General features: G+C 56.0%; 23 protein-coding genes. 16 read left to right on the plus strand and 7 right to left on the minus strand.

Annotated features, from left to right (window positions below; all coding sequences use genetic code 11):
* Nucleotides 1-20: 20 nt before the first annotated feature.
* Nucleotides 21-704: a glutathione S-transferase family protein gene (locus ACQZ51_RS10305; protein ID WP_448776941.1), complete on the minus strand. Its 684-nt coding sequence runs from the start codon at nt 702-704 to the stop codon at nt 21-23.
* Nucleotides 705-1055: 351 nt separating this feature from the next.
* Nucleotides 1056-1778: a transcriptional repressor LexA gene (lexA, locus tag ACQZ51_RS10310; protein WP_042619740.1), complete on the minus strand. Its 723-nt coding sequence runs from the start codon at nt 1776-1778 to the stop codon at nt 1056-1058.
* Between the two features lie 243 nt (nt 1779-2021).
* Between lexA and kdsA the strand changes: the two genes are divergently transcribed.
* From kdsA to lipA, 11 genes are all read left to right on the plus strand, one after another.
* A complete protein-coding gene (gene kdsA / locus ACQZ51_RS10315; RefSeq protein WP_448776943.1) occupies nt 2022-2870 on the plus strand; it encodes a 3-deoxy-8-phosphooctulonate synthase in 849 nt (282 codons plus the stop codon).
* Between the two features lie 223 nt (nt 2871-3093).
* Nucleotides 3094-4368 carry a phosphopyruvate hydratase gene (gene eno, locus ACQZ51_RS10320; protein WP_448776945.1) on the plus strand — a complete coding sequence of 425 codons (1275 nt, stop codon included), beginning with the start codon at nt 3094-3096 and terminating at the stop codon, nt 4366-4368.
* A gap of 148 nt (nt 4369-4516) precedes the next feature.
* Nucleotides 4517-4834, plus strand: a complete 318-nt coding sequence (locus ACQZ51_RS10325) for an FtsB family cell division protein (RefSeq protein ID WP_448776947.1) — start codon at nt 4517-4519, stop codon at nt 4832-4834.
* Nucleotides 4835-4987: 153 nt separating this feature from the next.
* Nucleotides 4988-6034, plus strand: a complete 1047-nt coding sequence (pdhA, locus tag ACQZ51_RS10330; protein ID WP_192066740.1) for a pyruvate dehydrogenase (acetyl-transferring) E1 component subunit alpha — start codon at nt 4988-4990, stop codon at nt 6032-6034.
* 18 nt (nt 6035-6052) lie between these two features.
* Nucleotides 6053-7480, plus strand: a complete 1428-nt coding sequence (locus ACQZ51_RS10335) for a pyruvate dehydrogenase complex E1 component subunit beta (RefSeq protein ID WP_042619424.1) — start codon at nt 6053-6055, stop codon at nt 7478-7480.
* 11 nt (nt 7481-7491) lie between these two features.
* Nucleotides 7492-7779, plus strand: a complete 288-nt coding sequence (locus ACQZ51_RS10340) for a hypothetical protein (protein ID WP_448776949.1) — start codon at nt 7492-7494, stop codon at nt 7777-7779.
* 2 nt (nt 7780-7781) lie between these two features.
* Nucleotides 7782-9173 carry a pyruvate dehydrogenase complex dihydrolipoamide acetyltransferase gene (locus ACQZ51_RS10345; protein ID WP_448776951.1) on the plus strand — a complete coding sequence of 464 codons (1392 nt, stop codon included), beginning with the start codon at nt 7782-7784 and terminating at the stop codon, nt 9171-9173.
* A 57-nt stretch (nt 9174-9230) separates the two neighbouring features.
* Complete coding sequence (locus tag ACQZ51_RS10350; RefSeq protein ID WP_448776953.1) at nt 9231-9875, plus strand: SGNH/GDSL hydrolase family protein; 645 nt, start codon at nt 9231-9233, stop codon at nt 9873-9875.
* Between the two features lie 61 nt (nt 9876-9936).
* A complete protein-coding gene (gene lpdA / locus ACQZ51_RS10355) occupies nt 9937-11382 on the plus strand; it encodes a dihydrolipoyl dehydrogenase (protein WP_448776955.1) in 1446 nt (481 codons plus the stop codon).
* 79 nt (nt 11383-11461) lie between these two features.
* Nucleotides 11462-11710 carry a GlsB/YeaQ/YmgE family stress response membrane protein gene (locus ACQZ51_RS10360; RefSeq protein WP_042619429.1) on the plus strand — a complete coding sequence of 83 codons (249 nt, stop codon included), beginning with the start codon at nt 11462-11464 and terminating at the stop codon, nt 11708-11710.
* Nucleotides 11711-11739: 29 nt separating this feature from the next.
* Entirely contained in the window at nt 11740-12711 is a 972-nt protein-coding gene (gene lipA / locus ACQZ51_RS10365; protein WP_192066729.1) for a lipoyl synthase, read from the plus strand.
* 3 nt (nt 12712-12714) lie between these two features.
* Here lipA and ACQZ51_RS10370 read toward each other — a convergent pair whose 3' ends face one another.
* The 3 genes from ACQZ51_RS10370 to ACQZ51_RS10380 all read right to left on the minus strand — a co-directional run bounded on the left by ACQZ51_RS10370 (nt 12715) and on the right by ACQZ51_RS10380 (nt 14694).
* On the minus strand, nt 12715-13644 hold the full coding sequence (locus ACQZ51_RS10370) for a DMT family transporter (RefSeq protein ID WP_448776958.1): 930 nt from the start codon (nt 13642-13644) through the stop codon (nt 12715-12717).
* A gap of 62 nt (nt 13645-13706) precedes the next feature.
* The gene (locus ACQZ51_RS10375; RefSeq protein ID WP_448776960.1) at nt 13707-14447 is read right to left on the minus strand and encodes an AraC family transcriptional regulator; all 741 of its coding nucleotides are present in this window, start codon (nt 14445-14447) and stop codon (nt 13707-13709) included.
* A 64-nt stretch (nt 14448-14511) separates the two neighbouring features.
* On the minus strand, nt 14512-14694 hold the full coding sequence (locus ACQZ51_RS10380) for a hypothetical protein (RefSeq protein ID WP_448776962.1): 183 nt from the start codon (nt 14692-14694) through the stop codon (nt 14512-14514).
* Nucleotides 14695-14812: 118 nt separating this feature from the next.
* Here ACQZ51_RS10380 and ACQZ51_RS10385 point away from each other — a divergent pair, with 118 nt between their 5' ends.
* A complete protein-coding gene (locus ACQZ51_RS10385; protein ID WP_448776964.1) occupies nt 14813-15382 on the plus strand; it encodes an AAA family ATPase in 570 nt (189 codons plus the stop codon).
* Nucleotides 15383-15391: 9 nt separating this feature from the next.
* Nucleotides 15392-15841 (plus strand): type II toxin-antitoxin system RatA family toxin, encoded by a 450-nt coding sequence (locus ACQZ51_RS10390; protein ID WP_042619434.1) that lies wholly within the window; start codon nt 15392-15394, stop codon nt 15839-15841.
* Here ACQZ51_RS10390 and ACQZ51_RS10395 read toward each other — a convergent pair.
* A complete protein-coding gene (locus ACQZ51_RS10395; protein WP_448776966.1) occupies nt 15829-16332 on the minus strand; it encodes a CinA family protein in 504 nt (167 codons plus the stop codon). The genes ACQZ51_RS10390 and ACQZ51_RS10395 overlap by 13 nt on opposite strands.
* Nucleotides 16329-17516, minus strand: coding sequence for a bifunctional 2-C-methyl-D-erythritol 4-phosphate cytidylyltransferase/2-C-methyl-D-erythritol 2,4-cyclodiphosphate synthase (locus ACQZ51_RS10400; RefSeq protein WP_448776968.1), 1188 nt, complete (start codon nt 17514-17516; stop codon nt 16329-16331). The genes ACQZ51_RS10395 and ACQZ51_RS10400 overlap by 4 nt, the downstream gene beginning before the upstream one ends.
* A 253-nt stretch (nt 17517-17769) precedes the next feature.
* Here ACQZ51_RS10400 and dusB point away from each other — a divergent pair, with 253 nt between their 5' ends.
* Genes dusB through ntrC form a run of 3 tightly spaced genes read left to right on the plus strand, consistent with a single transcriptional unit; the run spans nt 17770 to nt 21382 of the window.
* The gene (dusB, locus tag ACQZ51_RS10405) at nt 17770-18786 is read left to right on the plus strand and encodes a tRNA dihydrouridine synthase DusB (protein WP_448776970.1); all 1017 of its coding nucleotides are present in this window, start codon (nt 17770-17772) and stop codon (nt 18784-18786) included.
* Entirely contained in the window at nt 18783-19934 is a 1152-nt protein-coding gene (locus tag ACQZ51_RS10410) for a two-component system sensor histidine kinase NtrB (RefSeq protein WP_448776971.1), read from the plus strand. The genes dusB and ACQZ51_RS10410 overlap by 4 nt, the downstream gene beginning before the upstream one ends.
* Nucleotides 19931-21382 (plus strand): nitrogen regulation protein NR(I), encoded by a 1452-nt coding sequence (ntrC, locus tag ACQZ51_RS10415; protein ID WP_042619438.1) that lies wholly within the window; start codon nt 19931-19933, stop codon nt 21380-21382. Before ACQZ51_RS10410 ends, ntrC begins: the two co-directional genes overlap by 4 nt.
* The last annotated feature ends 136 nt before the right edge of the window (nt 21383-21518 follow it).

The following is a 21518-nucleotide window of genomic DNA, read 5'->3' on the forward strand; positions in this document are numbered from 1 at the left end:
TCTGAACGTGCCGCTGCACGTCACGACGTGACAGCGCGCAAATCCGCTAGCCATTCCCCCACATTCCGCGCCTCGGCCTCATGCGCATCATCGCGCCACGGTTCCAGAAGGGCTGCCTGTTCCCATTCTCGCATTGCCGGAAGGGATAGGAGGTGATCCATATAGTTCTTAGACGCGGCAGACAGCACAGTTCCATATGTCTGGAACCGAAACGCAACCGGGCAGAAAAACGCATCCACAGCCGTGAATTCGGCCCCGGCCAGGAATGGACCGCCATGGGCTGCCAGCCCTTGCTGCCACAAGGCGTCGATCCGGGAAATATCTCTCCGCAATGCTTCGGATATGGAAGATGGCCGTATTCTAAGACCAACGCTCATCGGATGGTTGTTGCGCAACGTGGAAAAGCCCGCATGCATTTCCGCAGCGGCAGAGCGAGACCAGGCCCGGGCCTTGGCATCCGCTGCCCAAACGCCATCATGCTTTTCCGCAAGATATTCGGTGATGGCGAGCGATTCCCATACGGTCAGATCGCCATCCACAAGACATGGAACTTTCGATGTCGGTGAAAACTCCGAAAATGCATGGTCCTTGTCATCGAAACGCATGAATCGCTCAGAAAATTCAATTCCGAGCGTGCGCATCAGCACCCAGATTCGCAGTGACCAAGACGAGTAATTCTTGTTGGCGATGAAAAGTTGATACATGAGCAGCGCTCCTGAAAGGCAGCGATCAAAAAGAAGAAGACTATCAATAACCCAGAGAATTTCTTGCATAAAGCCATGCACAGCGATGGCATCATTCAAATTATTTGATGGCCGTAACCAGCTTGGCGATCAATGTGGGTCACAAACGGCATTCTAAACGCAGCAGCCAATTCCCATGCAAAATCTCTGCCGCTATAACGGAAATCCGCTACAAAGCACACAATCACAGTGGAATGGATACCCGGCTAATAAGTTTCATCCTTGTTGTCGCTGCGTGGTGACTTGAGGCCCCGCGAGCGCAACAGAATTAAGACTCCGTATGAAACGCGCGTGCAGAGCTTTCCAAGCTGATCAGTGATAACGCCTGATCAGACCAACCAGCTTTCCCTGAATCTTGACTCTATCCGGTCCAAATATGCGGGTTTCATAAGCAGGGTTCGCAGCTTCCAGTGCGATAGAGGCGCCGTTGCGACGGAAGCGCTTGAGCGTTGCCTCCTCTTCGTCCACCAGAGCCACGATGATATCTCCGGGATTTGCGGTGCTGGTATCCTTGATAATGACGGTATCGCCGTCAAATATACCGGCTTCGATCATCGAATCGCCTTTAACCTCAAGCGCGTAATGCTCGCCTGCACCCAGCATATCCATCGGCACGACCACATCATGAGTGTTGTTCTGGATGGCGGAGATTGGCACGCCCGCTGCAATGCGTCCCATGACCGGTACGCTGACTGATTCGGAGTTTCTGCTGTTGGAAGATGATGGCTGAGGCCGTTGTTCGACCGCTGCAGCTTTGCCCAGACTGCCTTCAATAACGCTTGGCGTGAAGCCGCGCTGTGGCTTTTCTGGGGGTGAATATGATTCGGGAAGCTTGATAACCTCAAGCGCACGGGCTCTATTTGGTAGCCGGCGAATGAAACCGCGCTCCTCCAAGGCTGTGATCAACCGATGGATGCCTGACTTGGAGGCAAGCTCGAGTGCATCCTTCATTTCATCGAAAGATGGTGGCACGCCGGACTCTTTCATTCTCTCATGAATGAATAGAAGCAGTTCCTGCTGTTTGCGCGTGAGCATGAAGAGACCCTTGACGATTCGAGGCGGAGATTCGGGAAACAAATACAGAACGAACACTATCTGTTCCATATGTGTTCTGCAATCCCTTAAAACTCAGTGAAAGTACAAACGAGTTTCAACGTTGCCCACAATCCCGCCGAATACCGCTCCTATACCGTGACTCGCTGTCGGCTTACTGCTACATGCGTTGCTAAGATCGGGCGTGATGCCCGTGCACTGTTTCATTTGTTCCAAGGGAAAACCATGAGTGCGACGAACAATCTGAAGGTCATTGCCGGCGAGGGCGCTGGAGCGGTCTCTTTCTCGAACACCGAACGATTTTCCCTGATTGCCGGTCCGTGCCAGATGGAAAGCCGCGACCATGCTTTCATGATTGCCGAAACGCTGGCCGAACTCTGTGGCAAGCTGGGAATCGGTCTGGTTTACAAATCATCCTACGACAAGGCCAACCGCACCTCGCTTTCGGGCCAGCGTGGCATTGGCATCGACAAGGCGCTTGAAGTTTTCGCAGAATTGAAGGCGCAGTTCGGATTTCCAGTCTTGTCGGACATTCACACCGAAGAGCAGTGCGCCATTGTCGCGCCCGTCATAGATATTCTGCAGATTCCGGCATTTCTCAGCCGTCAGACGGACCTGCTGGTGGCTGCTGCAAAGACCGGCCGAGTGATCAACGTAAAGAAGGGCCAGTTTCTGGCACCTTGGGACATGAAGAACGTGCTGGCCAAGCTAAATGACAGCGGCAACTCCAATGTGCTGCTGTGCGAGCGTGGTGCATCCTTCGGCTACAATACTCTAGTGTCGGATATGCGCTCACTGCCAATCATGGCATCGCTCGGTGCGCCAGTGATATTCGACGCGACCCATTCGGTTCAGCAGCCGGGCGGGCAGGGTGGCTCGACGGGCGGTCAACGCGAATTCGTGGAAACATTGGCACGCGCGGCGGTGGCAGTTGGTGTTGCCGGTCTTTTCATAGAAACGCATGAAGACCCTGATAATGCGCCATCCGATGGCCCCAACATGGTTCACCTGAAAGATATGCCGAAGCTTCTCGAAAAACTTCTGGCTTTCGACAATATCACCAAGTCCACCTGATAGTTCGGCGCCGAGAGGCGTCGAAGGAAACCATCGCGCAGGACGGGGCTTGTCATTGTAATTTCTTCCGCATCGGCTACAGCGGAAGACGACCACCAAACGACTCGCCGCTCTGGCGACGTGTTTTTATCGCAAGCCGGAATCTGAAACTTCTTCACAGGTTCCCTCATGCGCTTTAAGACATGCACCTGAAAAACACTGTTCCAATCCTAAGGGAGAGATCATGACAGCCATTACCGACATTATCGCACGCGAAATTCTCGACAGCCGCGGCAACCCGACCGTTGAGGTAGATGTCTATCTTGAAGACGGCTCCTTCGGCCGCGCAGCGGTTCCATCGGGCGCATCCACCGGCGCACATGAAGCTGTAGAGCTGCGCGATGGCGGTAAGCGTTACCTCGGTAAGGGCGTCGAGAAGGCAGTCGAAGCCGTCAACACGGAAATCTTCGATGCGCTGGGCGGTTTCGATGCCGAGAGCCAGATCCATGTCGACCAGACGCTGATCGAACTCGACGGCACGCCGAACAAGTCGCGCCTCGGTGCAAACGCCATCCTCGGCGTTTCCTTGGCTGTTGCAAAAGCTGCTGCCGAAACCACAGGCCTGCCACTCTATCGTTACGTTGGTGGCCCAAACGCGCATCTGCTGCCGGTCCCAATGATGAATATCATCAACGGTGGCGCGCATGCCGATAACCCAATCGACTTTCAGGAATTCATGATCATGCCAATCGGCGCGGAAAATATCCGTGACGCGGTGCGTATCGGCGCTGAAATCTTCCACGTTCTGAAGAAGGAACTGTCTGCGCAGGGTTTCAACACCAATGTGGGCGATGAAGGCGGCTTTGCGCCGGGCCTGAAGAGCGCACCGGAAGCACTCGATTTCATCATGAAGTCCGTTGAAAAGGCTGGTTACAAGCCAGGCGAAGACGTGGCGCTTGCTCTCGATTGCGCCTCGACGGAATTCTTCAAGAACGGCAAATACGTGATGGAAGGCGAAGGCCGCACGCTGGAGCCTGAAGCCATGGCGGATTATCTCGCCGAGCTGGCCGGTAAGTATCCGATCATCTCCATCGAAGACGGCATGGCCGAAGACGATTGGGACGGCTGGAAGTACCTCACAGACAAGATCGGCAAGAAAGTTCAGCTGGTTGGCGACGATCTGTTCGTGACCAACTCTGCCCGCCTTCGTGACGGCATCAAGATGGGCGTCGCCAATTCGATCCTCGTCAAGGTCAACCAGATCGGCTCGCTGACGGAAACGCTCGACGCTGTTGAAACTGCACACAAGGCTGGCTACACGGCTGTCATGTCTCACCGCTCTGGTGAAACAGAAGACTCCACAATTGCCGATCTTTCGGTTGCCACCAACTGCGGACAGATCAAGACGGGCTCGCTTTCGCGCTCTGACCGTCTGGCCAAGTACAACCAGTTGATCCGTATCGAAGAAATGCTCGGCCCACAGGCCGCCTATGCAGGCCGCTCCATTCTTCGCGGCTGATTTCGATATCGATATGACACGACGAAAAGCCCGGTTAACGCCGGGCTTTTTTGTGCGCTGCGGTCGGAGCGTGCGTTAAGGTCAACGGATGGTTAAGCATATGTCGCTATGATGCCTTCAGTAACGCGTTTGAAGGCTGTTTCAGAGTATGTGGACCAAGCATCACAAGAAAAGACGTTTTGGCCGTCTTGTCGTTCCGGCAATCACGGTCGCGTTTCTCTCCTATTTCGGGTATCATTCCATCCATGGTGATTTCGGGCTGAAGGCTGCGGAGCAGCTGGAGAGGCAGCGCGTCGCCCGTTCGGCAGAATTGGCCAAGCTTACCAAGGCCCGCACGGCGCTGGAGCGCCAAGTTGAGCTGATGAGTGATGGCTCGCTGGAGCGTGATATGATCGATGAGATCTCGCGCTATCAGTTGAACATGTCGCGCGCCGACGAAATCGTCATCATGAACACATATTTTTGATTAACCGAATTTCAGTTAATCTCGTTTTTTAATTTATTCGCAGTCACTTAGGGCGAATACGAGCCATGCGTTTATGCCATTGCTGCTTCGCGTTTTCTTGCATATGGTGCGATCCGATCCAACCATTCTAAATGGCAACTCAGGGAGGGATGTATGGCGCCGCGAAAAAACGCGACCGTATCCGGCCGCAAGACCACGGCAAAGACAGCCGCTAAGGAATTTACCGGCCAGAACACGCCGGAGTTCGGCAAAGATGAAGAGCTCCACGCGTATCGCGAGATGCTGTTGATCCGTCGATTCGAGGAAAAGGCCGGCCAGCTTTACGGCATGGGCTTCATCGGCGGCTTCTGTCACCTCTACATCGGGCAGGAAGCTGTCGTTGTGGGCATGAACATGTCGCAGAAGGAAGGTGATCAGGTTATCACCGCCTATCGTGACCACGGCCACATGCTGGCTGCTGGCATGAGCGCACGTGGCGTCATGGCTGAGTTGACCGGACGCAGCGGCGGCTTGTCAAAGGGCAAGGGCGGCTCCATGCACATGTTCTCCAAGGAAAAGCATTTCTACGGCGGACACGGCATCGTCGGCGCGCAGGTTTCGCTCGGAACCGGTCTGGCCTTTGCGAACAAGTATCGCGGCAATGACAGTGTGTCCGTCGCCTATTTCGGCGATGGCGCGGCCAACCAGGGCCAGGTCTATGAGAGCTTCAACATGGCTGCTCTCTGGAAATTGCCGATCATTTACATCGTCGAGAACAACCACTACGCCATGGGTACATCGACTGCGCGCGCAACCGCACAGTCCAACTACTCGCTTCGTGGTGTTGGCTTCGGTATTCCGGGCATGCAGGTTGATGGCATGGATGTTCGCGCCGTCAAGGCTGCCGCTGATGAGGCGCTGGAACATTGCCGCTCCGGCAAGGGTCCGATCATCCTGGAAATGCTGACATATCGTTACCGTGGTCACTCCATGTCCGACCCGGCGAAATACCGTTCCAAAGACGAAGTGCAGAAAATGCGCGCGGAACATGACCCAATCGAGCAGGTCAAAGCCCGTCTCCTTGAAAAGGGCTGGGCTTCTGAGGATGAACTCAAGGCAATCGACAAGGATGTTCGTGACATCGTTGCCGACAGCGCGGAGTTCGCCCAGAACGATCCGGAGCCGGATGTATCCGAGCTCTACACCGATATTCTGCTCTGATTTGGGAAGGGAGACATCATGCCTATAGAGATTCTCATGCCCGCCCTTTCCCCAACCATGGAGGAAGGCACGCTTTCCAAGTGGCTCAAGAAAGAGGGTGACAAGGTTGTTGCTGGCGACGCGATCGCTGAAATCGAAACAGACAAGGCAACGATGGAAGTCGAAGCCGTGGATGAAGGCACGATTGGCAAGCTGCTGATCGAGGCTGGCACCGAAGGCGTCAAGGTCAACACAGCGATTGCTGTGCTGCTTCAGGATGGCGAAAGCGCAGATGATATGTCTGCTGCATCCGCTCCCAAGAAGGAAGAGCCAAAGGCCGAGGCTTCCAACTCCGGTTCGGACGCTGCTGGTGGCAAGACCCGCGAAGCAACGGAAGAGCCTTCTGCTGCCAAGGAAGCAGCCAAGGTTCCTGCCGCACCGAAGATCGAAGTGGCTGCCGACCCTGACATTCCAGAGGGCACCGAATTCGTAACGCAGACCGTGCGTGAAGCATTGCGCGATGCGATGGCGGAAGAAATGCGCTCTGACGAAAACGTCTTCGTCATGGGCGAAGAAGTTGCCGAATACCAGGGTGCCTACAAGATCACTCAGGGCTTGTTGCAGGAATTTGGCGCCAAGCGCGTGATTGATACGCCTATCACCGAGCACGGTTTTGCCGGTATCGGCGTCGGCGCTGCGATGACGGGTCTGCGCCCGATCGTTGAATTCATGACATTCAACTTCGCCATGCAGGCCATTGACCAGATCGTCAACTCTGCTGCCAAGACGCTCTACATGTCTGGCGGTCAGATGGGTGCGCCGATGGTGTTCCGTGGTCCGTCTGGCGCTGCTGCCCGCGTTGGCGCACAGCACTCGCAGTGCTACGCGGCATGGTACAGCCATATCCCGGGCCTCAAGGTTGTCATGCCGTATTCGGCTGCTGATGCCAAAGGTCTGCTCAAGGCTGCGATCCGCGATCCGAACCCTGTCGTCTTCTTGGAAAACGAAATTCTTTACGGTCAGAGCTTCGAAGTACCGAAGCTGGATGATTTCGTGCTGCCAATCGGCAAGGCGCGCATTCACCGCAAGGGCAAGGACGTTACCATCGTTTCCTTCGGTATCGGCATGACCTACGCCATTAAGGCTATCGCGGAACTGGAAAAGCTCGGTATCGATGTCGAACTCATCGATCTGCGTACAATTCGTCCGATGGATCTGCCAACAGTTATCGAATCGGTCAAGAAGACCGGTCGTTTGGTGACGGTGGAAGAAGGCTTCCCGCAGTCATCGGTCGGTGACTTCATCGCCAACCAGGTCATGCGCGCTGCATTCGATTATCTTGATGCGCCGATCTTGACGATTGCTGGCAAGGACGTTCCGATGCCTTACGCTGCGAACCTTGAAAAGCTTGCTCTGCCGAACGTTGATGAAGTTATCGAGGCGGTCAAAACCGTCTGCTACAAGTGAAGGGGGAGAGTGTGAGTAAAATCAAACAGATCCTCCCGGCCACTGAAAACTGGCACCGCGTTCTCGGTTCCAAGGATGCCCCGCAATTCGAGCGGGTTATCTTCTGGGCTGTGGTCAATGACGGCGAAGGCGATGTTGTTGTCGGCGTTCCGCGTGAGAACATCGGTGTCATCGGTGCCGTCAGCGAATGGCTGAACGACGTTGCGGGATATATCGAAATCGAGCCATCGCAGATCAGCCGGCTCGTGGAGCATCCCGAAGAGTTGGAACAGTATAATCTCGTTTGGGGGGAGGGCTAGTCATGCCTATCAACATCACAATGCCTGCCCTGTCTCCGACGATGGAAGAGGGTAATCTCACGAAGTGGCTCGTCAAGGAAGGCGACAAGGTCGGTCCTGGCGACGTGATTGCCGAGATCGAAACAGACAAGGCGACCATGGAAGTGGAAGCCGTGGATGAAGGCATCGTTGCCAAGCTCGTCGTTCCCGCCGGTTCCGAAGCGGTCAAGGTCAATGCCGTAATCGCCATTCTCGCCGCCGAAGGTGAAGATGTGGCCGATGCTGCCAAGGGCGGCGGTTCCGCACCTGCAAAGGCAGAGGCGAAAGCCGAGGCGCCAAAGGCTGAAGCTGCCAAGGCTGATGCACCCGCGGACGTGAAGGCTGAAGCAGTACCTGCCAAGGCTGAAAAGCCTGTTGCTGACCAGGGTCCTGCGCCTTCCACACCAGCTCCGGTCTCCAAAAGCGGCGAGCGTATCTTCGCTTCGCCTCTGGCCCGTCGACTGGCGAAGGATGCCGGTCTTGATCTGTCTGCTGTTTCCGGTTCCGGCCCGCATGGCCGTATCGTGAAGACAGACGTGGAAAAGGCAGCAGCTTCCGGCGGCGCAAAGGCGGCCCCTGCTGCTGCACCATCGGCTGGTACTGCGGCTCCTGCGCCTGCCAAGGGTGCGTCGGACGAAAGCGTGCTCAAGCTGTTTGCCGAAGGCTCCTACGAGCTTCTGCCGCACGACGGCATGCGCAAGACAATCGCCTCGCGCCTTACGGAATCGACGCAGACGGTACCGTCCTATACGGTATCGATGGAATGCGAACTCGATGCGATGCTGAAGCTGCGCGCCGAGATCAATGCGTCCGCACCGGTGAAGAAGACCGAAAAGGGCGAGGTTCCGGCCTTCAAGCTTTCCGTCAACGACTTCATCATCAAGGCCATGGCGCTTGCTCTGCGTGACGTTCCGATGGCGAATGCTTCGTGGACATCGACGGCTCGTGTTCTGCACAAGCATGCCGATGTTGGCGTTGCCGTATCGATCCCTGATGGTTTGATCACGCCAATCGTTCGCAAGGCCGAGACAAAAACCCTGTCTGCCATCTCCAACGAGGTCAAGGATCTTGCCAAGCGTGCGCGTGACAAGAAGCTGAAGCCGGATGAATACCAGGGCGGCACGACATCCGTGTCCAACCTCGGCATGTTCGGCGTCTCGTGCTTCACGTCCATCGTCAACCTGCCGCAGGCATCCATCGTGTCGATCGGCGCTGGCGTAGAGAAGCCGGTTGTTCGTGGCGGCAAGATCGAAGTTGGTACGGTGATGACGGCAACCTTTGCCTTCGACCACCGCGTCATCGATGGTGCGCTGGGTGCAGAACTTGCGTCTGCCTTCAAGCGCTACATCGAAAACCCAATGGGTATGCTGGTCTAAAAAACGCGGAGCCGAGAACCGATCAGGTTTTCGGCTCGCTCCATTCGGGAGGCCGACGTGACGAAGAACGTTCTCTGCTATGGCGACAGTCTGACATGGGGATATGATGCCGAAAATCTCGGGCGTCATGCTTATGAAGACCGTTGGACGAGTGTCCTGCAAAAGGCGCTGGGCGCTGGTGTCAATGTCATCGCCGAAGGGCTGAACGGCAGAACGACGGCCTATGACGATCACTTGGCGGATTGCGACCGCAATGGCGCGCGCATCCTGCCAACATTGCTGCACAGTCACGGCCCTCTCGATCTCGTCATCATCATGCTCGGCACGAATGACCTGAAACGTGGCATCGGAAGCGGCAACGCTGTTGGTGCTGTGAAAGGCGCAGAGCGGCTCATAAATCTTGTGCGCAGCCACGTCTGGTCTTTTGATGGTGAACAGCCCGAAATCCTGCTCGTTTCCGCGCCGCATATTTGCGAAACGGGCAATGAAATGTTTGCGGCGATGTTCGTAAACGCCATCGAGCAATCGCAGATGATGGGTTCGCTGTACCGGGATCTGGCGGATGAAAAGGGCTGCGGCTTCTTTGATGCGGCATCCGTAGCTGTCACCACGCCGGTTGATGGCGTTCATCTTGATGCAGAAAATACGCGTGCAATCGGACGAGGCCTCGAGCCCGTCGTTCGCATGATGCTTGGACTTTAAAAGAAATTGATTGAGGCGGCGACCATGTTTCGCCCTCAAGAAGCAAAGACAGGAAACAGACATGGCTCAGTCTTATGACGTCATCATCATCGGTTCGGGTCCGGGCGGGTACGTCACGGCCATCCGTGCGGCACAGCTTGGCCTCAAGACTGCGATTGTCGAGCGTGAACATCTGGGCGGCATCTGCCTGAACTGGGGCTGCATTCCCACAAAGGCGCTGCTTCGCTCTGCCGAAGTTCTGGATAATTCCAACCACGCCAAGAATTATGGCCTTAAGCTTGAGGGTACCATCACGCCGGACGTGAAGGAAGTGGTCGCCCGTTCGCGTGGCGTCTCAGCGCGCCTGAATGGCGGCGTGGCTTACCTGATGAAGAAGAACAAGATCGACGTTATCTGGGGTGAGGCAAAGCTGACCAAGCCGAACGAGATTGTCGTCGGCAAAATTTCCAAGCCAATCGTTCAGCCACAGAACCCTGTTCCCAAAGGCGTGCTGGGTGAGGGCACCTATACGGCAAAGCACATCATCGTTGCGACCGGTGCGCGTCCGCGTGCGCTGCCCGGCATCGAGCCGGATGGCAAGCTGATCTGGACTTATTTTGAGGCGATGAAGCCAGATTTCCTGCCGAAGTCCATCGTCGTTATGGGTTCTGGCGCCATCGGCATAGAATTCGCGTCCTTCTATCGCTCGATGGGCGTGGATGTAACGGTTGTGGAATTGATGGCCAACATCATGCCGGTCGAAGATGTGGAAATCTCCGCATTCGCTCGCAAGCAGCTGGAAAAGCGCGGCCTCAAGATCATCACCGAAGCCAAGGTTTCCAAGGTTGAGAAGGGCGCTGACTCGATCACGGCCCATATCGAAACCAAGGATGGCAAGGTGCAGACGATCACTGCTGATCGCCTGATTTCAGCTGTCGGCGTGCAGGGCAATATCGAAAACCTCGGTCTGGAAGCGCTTGGCGTCAAGACGGATCGCGGTTGCGTGGTCATCGATGGCTATGGCAAGACCAATGTTCCCGGCCTCTACGCCATCGGCGATGTGGCCGGTCCGCCAATGCTTGCTCACAAGGCAGAGCATGAAGGCGTGGTCTGCATTGAAAAGATCGCCGGTCTGCCCAACGTACATTCAATGGACAGACTGAAGATCCCCGGCTGCACCTATTGCAACCCGCAGGTCGCCTCTGTCGGCCTGACAGAAGCCAAGGCAAAGGAACAGGGCCGCGAAATCCGCGTCGGCCGCTATTCCTTCGCGGCCAACGGCAAGGCGATTGCGCTGGGCGAAGATCAGGGCATGGTCAAGACCATCTTCGACAAGAAGACCGGCGAGCTGATCGGCGCTCATATGGTTGGCGCTGAAGTGACCGAGCTCATTCAGGGCTTCGTGGTCGCCATGAACCTTGAAACGACCGAGGAAGAACTGATGCACACCATCTTCCCGCATCCGACGCTTTCGGAAATGATGAAAGAAAGCGTGCTGGACGCCTATGGACGTGTGCTGAACGCATAACATCTGCCCGTTACCCGGCATTGCCTAGCAAAGCCGGGTACACCATATGTCGTTGAAATGCGATTGACGGAGTTTGAAGATGGAAAGTGTTGGCTGGATAGCAGCAATCATCATCGGCGGACTGGCGGGTTGGCTCGCGGGTAAGCTGATGGATATGCGCTTTGGCATTTTCATGAATATCGTTCTCGGCATCGTCGGCTCTGTCGTTGCGGTCGCAGTGCTACGGACATTCGACGTTTTCGTGCAGGACAGCCGTCTAGGCTATTTCGTCACATCTTTCCTGGGCGCGAGCCTTCTGTTATTTCTCGCCAAACTCGTTAGGCGTTGAACCGCGACAAGCGGTGGAAGCAGGTTTCTATGGTCACTATTCTCGACAGGACATCGCAGGACGACAAGCGCGTTCGCCACCCGGAAAAGGCGCATCGTCCCGACACCGAAGTTATGCGCAAGCCGGAGTGGATTCGCGTCAAGGCGCCGACATCCAAGGGCTACCACGAGACACGCGAGCTGGTGCGTTCGCACAAACTTGTCACCGTGTGCGAGGAAGCCGGCTGTCCGAATATCGGCGAATGCTGGGACAAGAAGCACGCCACCTTCATGATCATGGGCGAGATCTGCACACGCGCCTGCGCCTTTTGCAATGTCTCCACTGGCAAGCCAAATGCGCTTGATATGCTGGAACCGGAAAACGTTGCCAAGGCCGTCAAGCAGATGGGCCTCAACCACGTGGTCATCACCTCTGTCGACAGAGATGATCTGGCCGACGGTGGAGCCGAGCATTTTGAGAAGGTGATCTGGGCCATTCGCGCAGCATCGCCCGGCACAACGATTGAAATTCTGACGCCAGACTTTTTGAAGAAGCCCGGTGCGTTGGAGCGGGTCGTTGCCGCCAAGCCAGACGTTTTCAATCACAACATGGAAACCGTTCCGGGCAACTATCTGACGGTTCGCCCCGGTGCGCGTTACTTCCACTCCGTTCGCCTTTTGCAGCGGGTGAAGGAACTGGACCCGACAATGTTCACCAAATCCGGCATCATGGTCGGCTTGGGCGAAGAGCGTAACGAAGTGCTTCAGTTGATGGATGACCTTCGCACTGCCGATGTCGACTTTCTGACCATCGGCCAGTATCTGCAGCCGACCAGAAAGCACCACAAGGTGGAAGCCTATGTGACGCCGGAAGAGTTCAAGTCCTACGAAACGATTGCTTACACCAAGGGCTTCCTGATGGTGGCATCCAGCCCGCTCACCCGTTCCTCGCACCATGCGGGTGATGACTTTGAGCGCCTGCGCGCAAACCGTGAGCGCAAGCTTCTGGCAGCGGCTGAGTAATCCTCAGCCCGCTTTTGGCGGTCGATGCGCTTGCATGCACAGCAGCACGCTGAGCACGACTGAAACAATCGCTGCAGCTTCGATCAACGTTGGACCGCGCTGTTCCCACACGAAGCCGTAGAGAAGCGCAAACAGCGTTTCGAACAGGATCATCTGGCCGACCATCGTCAGTGGCAGAAGACGGCTCATGCGGTTCCAGAACGCATTTCCTAAGATCGAGGCCGAGATGCCGAGACCAACCGCGATGGATGCGAATTGAAACCAATCGGCATTGCTGTGGACGTTTTGGTTGAAGGCGAACGCGGGCACCGCGACAACCAGCGCCAGAGCACCTGTGACCACGCCTGTCATGAGGTTCCATTCATCGGCGCTGACATCATGAAGGCGTGTAAGCCAGCGGGCGTTTCCAACAGCAAATGCAGTCCATGATGCGAGAGCGCCGATGGCGCAGACAAGACCGATGATCTTCGTCGGATCGAGACTGCCTTGACCTTCAAACAGTGACTGCCACGAAATTCCAAAAATGCCGATGGCTCCAAAAAGAAGCGATGGCCACAACCGTTTCAGCGACACCGCGCCATGGTCGCGGCTGCCGATGATGGAAATGGCCACGGGCATGAAGCCGATGATGATGGAGGTGAAGGCAACGCCGCTCAGTTGGACGGCGGTTGAGATCAGGAAATAATAGGCGATATTGCCAATTAAACTAAGCCAACCCAGAGCGAGCCATTCGGCCTTGCCGAAACGCGAAGCTACACGCCGGATTTTAGGGGCGATAAGCACCAGTGCCAGCACTCCATATGTGAGATATCGCGCAGTCGAAAGCTGCAAGGGCGTGAAGCCGGCCGGGATCAGTTTCGGAGCCAGAAAAATGCCGCCCCAGAGTGCGCCCGCCATCATTCCGTAAAATACGCCCAGTCCCGTCTTGTTCATGCCATTTCCATCCGTTGCATGGCGCTGTTTGCCACGGGGTGGAATGCCTGTCTTGACATAAACTACTGTGACAGCGCTGAAAATTCACGACGATAGGCGGCGGGTGTCGTTCCCAAAGCTTTTTTCATGGCGCGGGTGAGGGCGGTCTGGTCGGAAAAGCCTGCTTTATCGGCAATCTCTGCAATGGGCAGAAGCGTGTTGGTGAGGTAATCGCAGATTTTGCGCATGCGGATATCGGCCAGCCAAAGATGTGGTGTTTCATCGAACTTCTCGCGGAAAATGGCATGCAGGCGGCTGACGCTGATTTCAGCCTGTTCGGCCATCCGCTCAAGGCTCCACGGCATGAACGGGTCGATTTCGACAATCGTTCTAAGCAGCGAAACTCGGGACAAAACATCCGGGGTCTGATCCGTCAGGCTGCCAATCAGGATAGGTGCCCAAGCGATGCTGGCCTTTGCGTTCTGTTCGTCTCTTTGCAACAAGCCGTGCATATAATGCGTCAGCCTGCTCGTTCGGGGCTGGATATCGAAAAATGAGTTTGATGAGAATGTTTCAAGCATCTGCGCAGAGACTGCTTGTTCGCTCACATCAACGATCAGAGATCGGTTCAGGCCCGTTGCGACCTGCGTGTGTGACGTGCCCTTGTGAACAAGTGCACCCTTCAAAGGTGATAATCTTTGCTGACGTCCGCAAACATCTATGTCCAGTTGGCCTGACAGGGGGAGAACGATCTGCACGAAGGGATGGCGCTCATCCGGGGTCTCGCCACGATAGGAGCGCAGGTCGACTGATACTGTCGGCATTGATCGTCCTCCTGGATATCAAACCGAACGTGGCCGCAAGCTGACCGGTCGGACTCCGTTCGTCTCAGATTTCAACTTCCTGCTTTACCGTCGATTCGCCACGCTTGCGCTTGCGCAGAACAGGCTTGTTCTCTCGTGCTTCGCACTTGGCCACATCAATGAGATAAGCCAGCATCGGCATGCTGTTCATGGATGCAAGTTGCTTCGCGGATTCGAGAAGGTTGATGATATTTGCAAAGTCGTCCATCGTATCACTCGGCTGTTTGGTTGCACCCAAGGCTGCAATCGGTGGTGTTCAATAACGCCCAGCCCGGCCAGCTTGCAATAGTCAATTTCTGCAAACAGCCATGCGCGGAGTGGGCAAGATGAACCTTCTGGATGATATCGAGCAGGCTGCCCGGCTCGTATCCAACGCTGCACGCGTCATGGTGCTGGGCAATTCAGGCGCGGGGAAGACTACGCTCTCGAAAAAGCTATCTGGTCATCTCAACTGCCAATATTTCTCGATAGACCGCGATGTGAGGTGGCAATCCAACTGGACGCAACGTGACAGCGCGGAGCAGCGCAGAATTTTACACGATATAGTCGGGCGCGAACGTTGGGTGCTGGATGGCGCCAATCCATCCACACTGGATATCAGATTGCCGCGTACCGATGTCGTTATCTGGATGCGCCTGCCAAGGATGACGTGCCTGATGGGTGTGGCGCGGCGTGTGGTGAAATATTACGGAACGGTGAGGCCTGATATGGCGGAAGGCTGCCCGGAACCGCTGCCAAATCGTGAGTTCCTGACCTATATCTGGAACTTCGAGAAACATCATGCTCCGAAATTCATTCGGAATTTTGAGCTGTACGGGCCTGAAACACCAATATTTCAGGTGAAATCTCGAGCGCAGGCAAGCAAGCTTCTTGATCTTGTAGGCGCAGCGCATTAACTGCCCCTCATGCCGCAATTCGAAACCCGCCGCCCTGTCAAGCACTCCCCCGAACGGATGTATAATCTCGTTGCCGACGTGGAGAAATACCCGGAATTTCTGCCACTTTGTGACAGCTTAACTGTTCGCTCGCGCAAGGAGCGCGACACAAAGACCTTGCTGGTTGCGGATATGACGGTTGGTTATAAAGCCATTCGCGAAACCTTCACGACCCAGGTTTTGTTGAAGCCCGAGGAATCGGCCATCGACGTGAAATATCTGGATGGTCCGTTCAAATATCTCGACAATCGCTGGCGTTTCGAGCCCGGTGAGAATGGCGGCTGCTCGGTCTATTTCTTCATTGATTATGAGTTCAAGAGCCGGTTACTCGGCGCTGTGATGGGCTCTATGTTCGACCGTGCATTTCGAATGTTCGCGGAAGCTTTCGAAGCGCGCGCCGATAAGATTTACAAGGACTGATGAAGTTCCAGCAGCATTTCGAGCGCCGTCTTGACGGTGGCGAGGCGAACCTGCTCGCGCCCTATATCGCCATATCGCATTTCTCGAAGAAGCATATGCCCTGAACGCCCTTTTGCGGCGAGATGCACAAGACCGACGGGCTTGGTGGCCGTTCCACCGCCTGGACCCGCGATGCCTGTTACCGCGACAGAAAACTTAGCCTCTGAGCGGTAAAGCGCACCGTGGGCCATCTGGAGTGCGGTTTCCTTTGAAACCGCGCCGAAAGCCTCCAGCGTCGCAGCGCTGACCCCAAGCATGTCCATCTTGGCATCGTTGGTATAGGTGACGAAGCCACGGTCCACCACGGCTGACGAGCCCGAAATCTGCGTCAGCGCAGCGGCAATTAATCCGCCGGTGCAGCTTTCCGCCGTTGAGACCATATGACCGGACGCGGCAAATTCCTGCACGATGCGTTGCGCCAAAGCCTCAATGTCTGTCGGAAACAGGCTCATTGCGGCCTCTGCAGATAGACGACCGTCGCCGTTGCGATTGCTGCGATACCTTCACGCCGCCCGACGAAGCCAATGGTCTCGTTTGTGGTTGCCTTCACCGAGCAGCGGTCCAGCGAGATATCAAGAATAGCGGAAAGGTTCTCGCGCATGGCTTGCCGATGTGGGCCTACCTTTGGTGCTTCGGCAATCAATGAAACATCCGCATTCATGATGGTGCCGCCATGGTCACGGACGATTTTCGCCGCATGCTCCAGAAAAATCCGTGATGCCGCGCCCTTCCACTGAGGATCGGAAGGGGGGAAATGGTCGCCAATATCACCCGCACCACAGGTGGCGAGCAGTGCATCCGTCAACGCATGAAGCGCCACATCGGCATCCGAATGGCCCATCAGTTTCTGATCATGCGGAATGAAGACGCCGCACAGGGTGACGCCGTCGCCGGGCACGAGTTGATGCACATCGTAGCCATTGCCAGTGCGCACATCAGGTAACGCAGCGCCAAGCTTTTCATCAGCCATGGTAATATCCCGTTTCAGCGTGAGTTTAACATTATCGACAAGGCCTTCCACCAATTGAACGGGAATGCCAGCCCATTCGGCAATCGCCGCATCATCGGTAAAATCAAGCCGCCCCGATGCGGCAGCGGCCTGGTGTGCCTCGAATATGGATGGGTAGTGAAAGGACTGCGGCGTTTGCGCAGCATAAAGGTTGCTGCGAGACACCGTCTCGCCCACGAAACCATCATGGCCGCGCTTCAGCGTATCAGCCACCGGCACCGCTGGCAAAACCGCTTTCGCGCCTGCCGAAAGTGCTGCGGTGATCCGTTGCAGCAAAGGTGCATCAATGAAGGGGCGAACTGCATCATGGATCATGACATTGATGATGCCGAGCCCATCCAGTGCTTCGAGACCGGCAAGAACCGATTGCTGACGCGTCGCGCCACCCGTCACCGTCGAGAGACTATCTTCAGCATTTAGCCTTCTGGCGATGGGCTCGAAAAGCGCGGCGTCGTCGGCGTGGGTGACGACTACGATTTTTGCTGCATGCTCCCAGCCCAGAAAGCGCTCCAGAGTGTGTTCAATGACGGGCTTTCCGCCAATGAGGCGATACTGTTTCGGCCCCTCTTGCGGAGAGCCAGCGCGTTCGCCGCGTCCCGCCGCAACGATGACGATTGCTGTTGTCATTGCACTTCCCTGCATTGAACCCATGTCATTTATGCATTTCTTCAAAGGTTTACACGGGGTTGTCTAGCGTTTTAGAAAACGATTGGCCAGTCAGAATGCCGGACATGATGCACGCATCGAAAGCCCGCGATTAAGCAAATTCCATTTTGCCCTGTCGCAAAACAAGGCACGAAAAAAACAAATGAAAATCCGTGCAAAAGTGCTTGGCAACCGCCCAAACACTGTCTAAAAATAATGCAAATTTTAGAAATGCATGAAAGTTGACCATTTGCCCATTTCAACGCTGGCAGACCCATTTCAGATTGATACTGTGACGGTACGCAACCGCGCGGTACTGGCACCCATGTCCGGCGTAACCGACCTACCGTTCCGCAAGCTTGCCTGGCGGTTCGGTGCAGGACTGGTGGTGACCGAGATGGTAGCCAGCCGTGAACTCGTCGCCAACAGGGGCGAATCATGGGCGAGGCTGAAAAATGCGGGCATGGTTCCGCATATGGTGCAGCTTGCGGGACGCGAGGCGCATTGGATGGCGGAGGCGGCAAAAATTTCTGCCGATAACGGTGCTGGCATCATCGATATCAATATGGGTTGCCCGGCAAAGAAGGTGACCGGCGGTTATTCCGGTTCTGCGCTTATGCGTGAGCCGGACCACGCGCTCAGCCTCATCGAAGCGACAGTGAAGGCTGTCAACGTGCCGGTGACCTTGAAGATGCGGCTGGGCTGGGACGATGATTCCATCAATGCACCAGAGATTGCTGCGCGTGCTGAAGCCGTTGGTGTGAAGCTCATCACCATTCACGGCCGCACACGCATGCAGTTCTATGAAGGCCGCGCCAATTGGGATGCGATCAAGGCCGTGCGCGATGTCATATCCGTGCCGCTGATTGCCAATGGTGACGTGGAAACGTCTGCCGACGCCAGCGAAATTCTGCGCCGTTCGGGCGCGGATGCTGTGATGGTCGGGCGAGGGACTCAGGGTCAGCCCTGGCTGCCGGCGGTTCTTGCGGGCCATGCGCCGCCAAAGGCTGAAGAGATCGCCGACATCGCCGTCGAACATTACGAATTGATGCTGGAATTTTACGGTATCGAGGCCGGACTTCGTCATGCGCGCAAACATCTCGGATGGTATTTGGATCGGTTTGCGCCAGACATGAAAACAGATGACAAGGTTGCCATCATGACATCTAAAAACACCATGCAGGTGACAGAGCGTCTGCGCTCCGCCCTGCAGCAGGGTGCGGAAATCTCCGCCGCGAGGAAAGCCGCATGAGTGGCGATACCGCACCTCCCGGCGGCGGGGCAAACAACGCGCTTGCCATGGCTGTTCTCAACGCCGTGCAGAACCCCGTCATTCTCGTGGATGGCGAAGGCTTCATCGCTTTTGCAAACTGGGAGGCGGAGGCCTTTTTCGGGGCAAGCGCCACGCATCTGGCACGCTATCGCATCTCCACCTTCATTCCCTTCGGCAGTCCGCTTCTGGCCTTGATTGATCAGGTCCGGGAGCGCCGTGCGCCGGTCAACGAATATCGGGTAGACCTGTCATCGCCGCGTCTTGGGCAGGATAAGGTCGTCGATCTCTATGTGGCACCTGTTGTCAGTGAGCCGGGTTCGGTCGTCGTGGTGTTTCAGGAACGCTCCATGGCCGACAAGATTGATCGCCAGTTGACGCATCGCGCTGCTGCCCGTTCGGTCACCGGCCTGGCATCCATGCTGGCCCATGAAATCAAAAATCCGCTCTCCGGCATTCGCGGTGCAGCACAATTGCTGGAAACTTCGGTGCCCGACGAAGACCGCTCGCTGACGCGGCTGATCTGCGATGAGACGGATCGCATCGTTTCGCTGGTCGATCGGATGGAAATATTCTCCGATGAGCGCCCGGTCGATCGCATGCCGATCAACATTCACTCCGTTCTGGACCACGTCAAGGCTGTGGCGAAGGCTGGCTTCGCCCGCAACGTCAAGATCAGCGAGAACTATGATCCATCCCTGCCGCCGGTTTATGCCAACCGCGACCAATTGGTGCAGGTCTTTCTCAATCTGGTCAAAAATGCTGCCGAGGCGGTTGGCAATCAGCAGGATGGCGAGATCATTCTGACGACAGCTTACCGCCCCGGTATTCGCCTCTCTGTGGCAGGCAGTCGTGAGCGAATTTCGCTGCCGCTGGAGTTCTGCGTGCATGACAATGGTCCCGGTGTTCCAGCAGACCTTGTGCCGCATCTCTTCGACCCGTTTATTACCACCAAAACCAACGGTTCCGGTTTGGGCCTTGCTCTCGTTGCAAAACTCATTGGTGCCCATGGCGGCATTGTTGAATGCGACAGCCAGAACCACCGCACCACATTCCGCGTTTTGATGCCCGTTTCCCCCGAAGTGGCGGCTGACGACATTTTGCCGAACCCGACAGGACTAAATCGATGACAGCAACGATTCTCGTGGCCGATGATGATGCGGCCATCCGTACCGTTCTCAATCAGGCTCTCAGCCGTGCCGGGTATGATGTCCGCATTACCTCCAACGCGGCGACGCTGTGGCGCTGGGTGGCAGCGGGCGAGGGTGATCTGGTCGTAACCGATGTGGTGATGCCGGATGAAAACGCATTCGATCTTTTGCCGCGTATCAAAAAGGCTCGGCCCGATTTGCCGGTGCTGGTCATGAGCGCGCAGAACACCTTCATGACGGCCATCAAGGCGTCTGAAAAAGGTGCTTACGACTATCTGCCCAAGCCATTCGATCTGACCGAACTGATTGCCATCATCGGTCGTGCATTGTCCGAGCCCAAGCGCAAGCCCGCCAAGTTGGATGATGACATGCAGGACGGCATGCCGCTGGTGGGACGATCTGCGGCGATGCAGGAAATCTACCGCGTGCTTGCGCGCCTGATGCAGACAGACCTGACGCTGATGATCACAGGCGAATCCGGCACGGGTAAGGAACTCGTTGCTCGCGCGCTGCACGATTATGGCAAACGCCGCAACGGTCCCTTTGTGGCCATCAATATGGCTGCTATTCCGCGAGACCTGATCGAGTCGGAACTGTTCGGACATGAGAAGGGCGCGTTCACGGGCGCGCAGAACCGCTCCACCGGCCGGTTCGAGCAGGCTGAAGGCGGCACGCTGTTTCTGGATGAAATTGGCGATATGCCCATGGACGCCCAGACCCGTCTGCTGCGCGTACTTCAGCAGGGCGAATATACCACGGTTGGGGGGCGTACGCCGATCCGCACCGATGTCCGCATCGTTGCCGCAACCAACAAGGATTTGAAGACCTCGATCAATCAGGGACTTTTCCGCGAAGACCTTTATTATCGCCTCAATGTCGTTCCCTTGCGGTTGCCGCCTCTTCGTGACCGTGCGGAAGACATTCCTGATCTCGTTCGTCATTTCATCCAGACGGGTGAGAAGGAAGGCTTGGAAGGGAAGCGCTTCGAGACGGAAGCCCTGGAACTGATGAAGGCGTATGCCTGGCCGGGCAATGTGCGTGAACTGGAAAACCTCATTCGCCGCCTGATGGCGCTCTATCCACAGGAAGTTATCACACGCGAAATCATCGATCAGGAACTTCAGTCTGACGTGCCTGATAGCCCGATCGATCGCACAGCTGTCCGCAATGGTTCGCTGACCATCTCTCAGGCCGTTGAAGAAAACATGCGCGATTACTTCTCCGGTTTTGGCGAAAACCTACCGCCGGCAGGGCTTTATGATCGCGTATTACGCGAGATGGAGTATCCGTTGATACTAGCTGCTCTGACCGCCACACGTGGCAACCAGATCAAGGCTGCTGACTTGCTGGGGTTGAACCGAAATACCCTGCGTAAGAAGATTCGTGAGCTGGGCGTATCTGTTTACCGTAGTTCACGAACTGCTTGAACGGTTGACAAGAGTCACCAGTCGTTGCATTTTCGCCACATTGTGTTGCTTGAAAATCACGGGACCGCAGGTGTCGCTTCGCAGCGTCCAGCGGTCTTTTTCAAGATTATGGTGCTGCATTACGCGGCATAGGAAA

Source organism: Agrobacterium sp. CG674 (assembly GCF_053521645.1).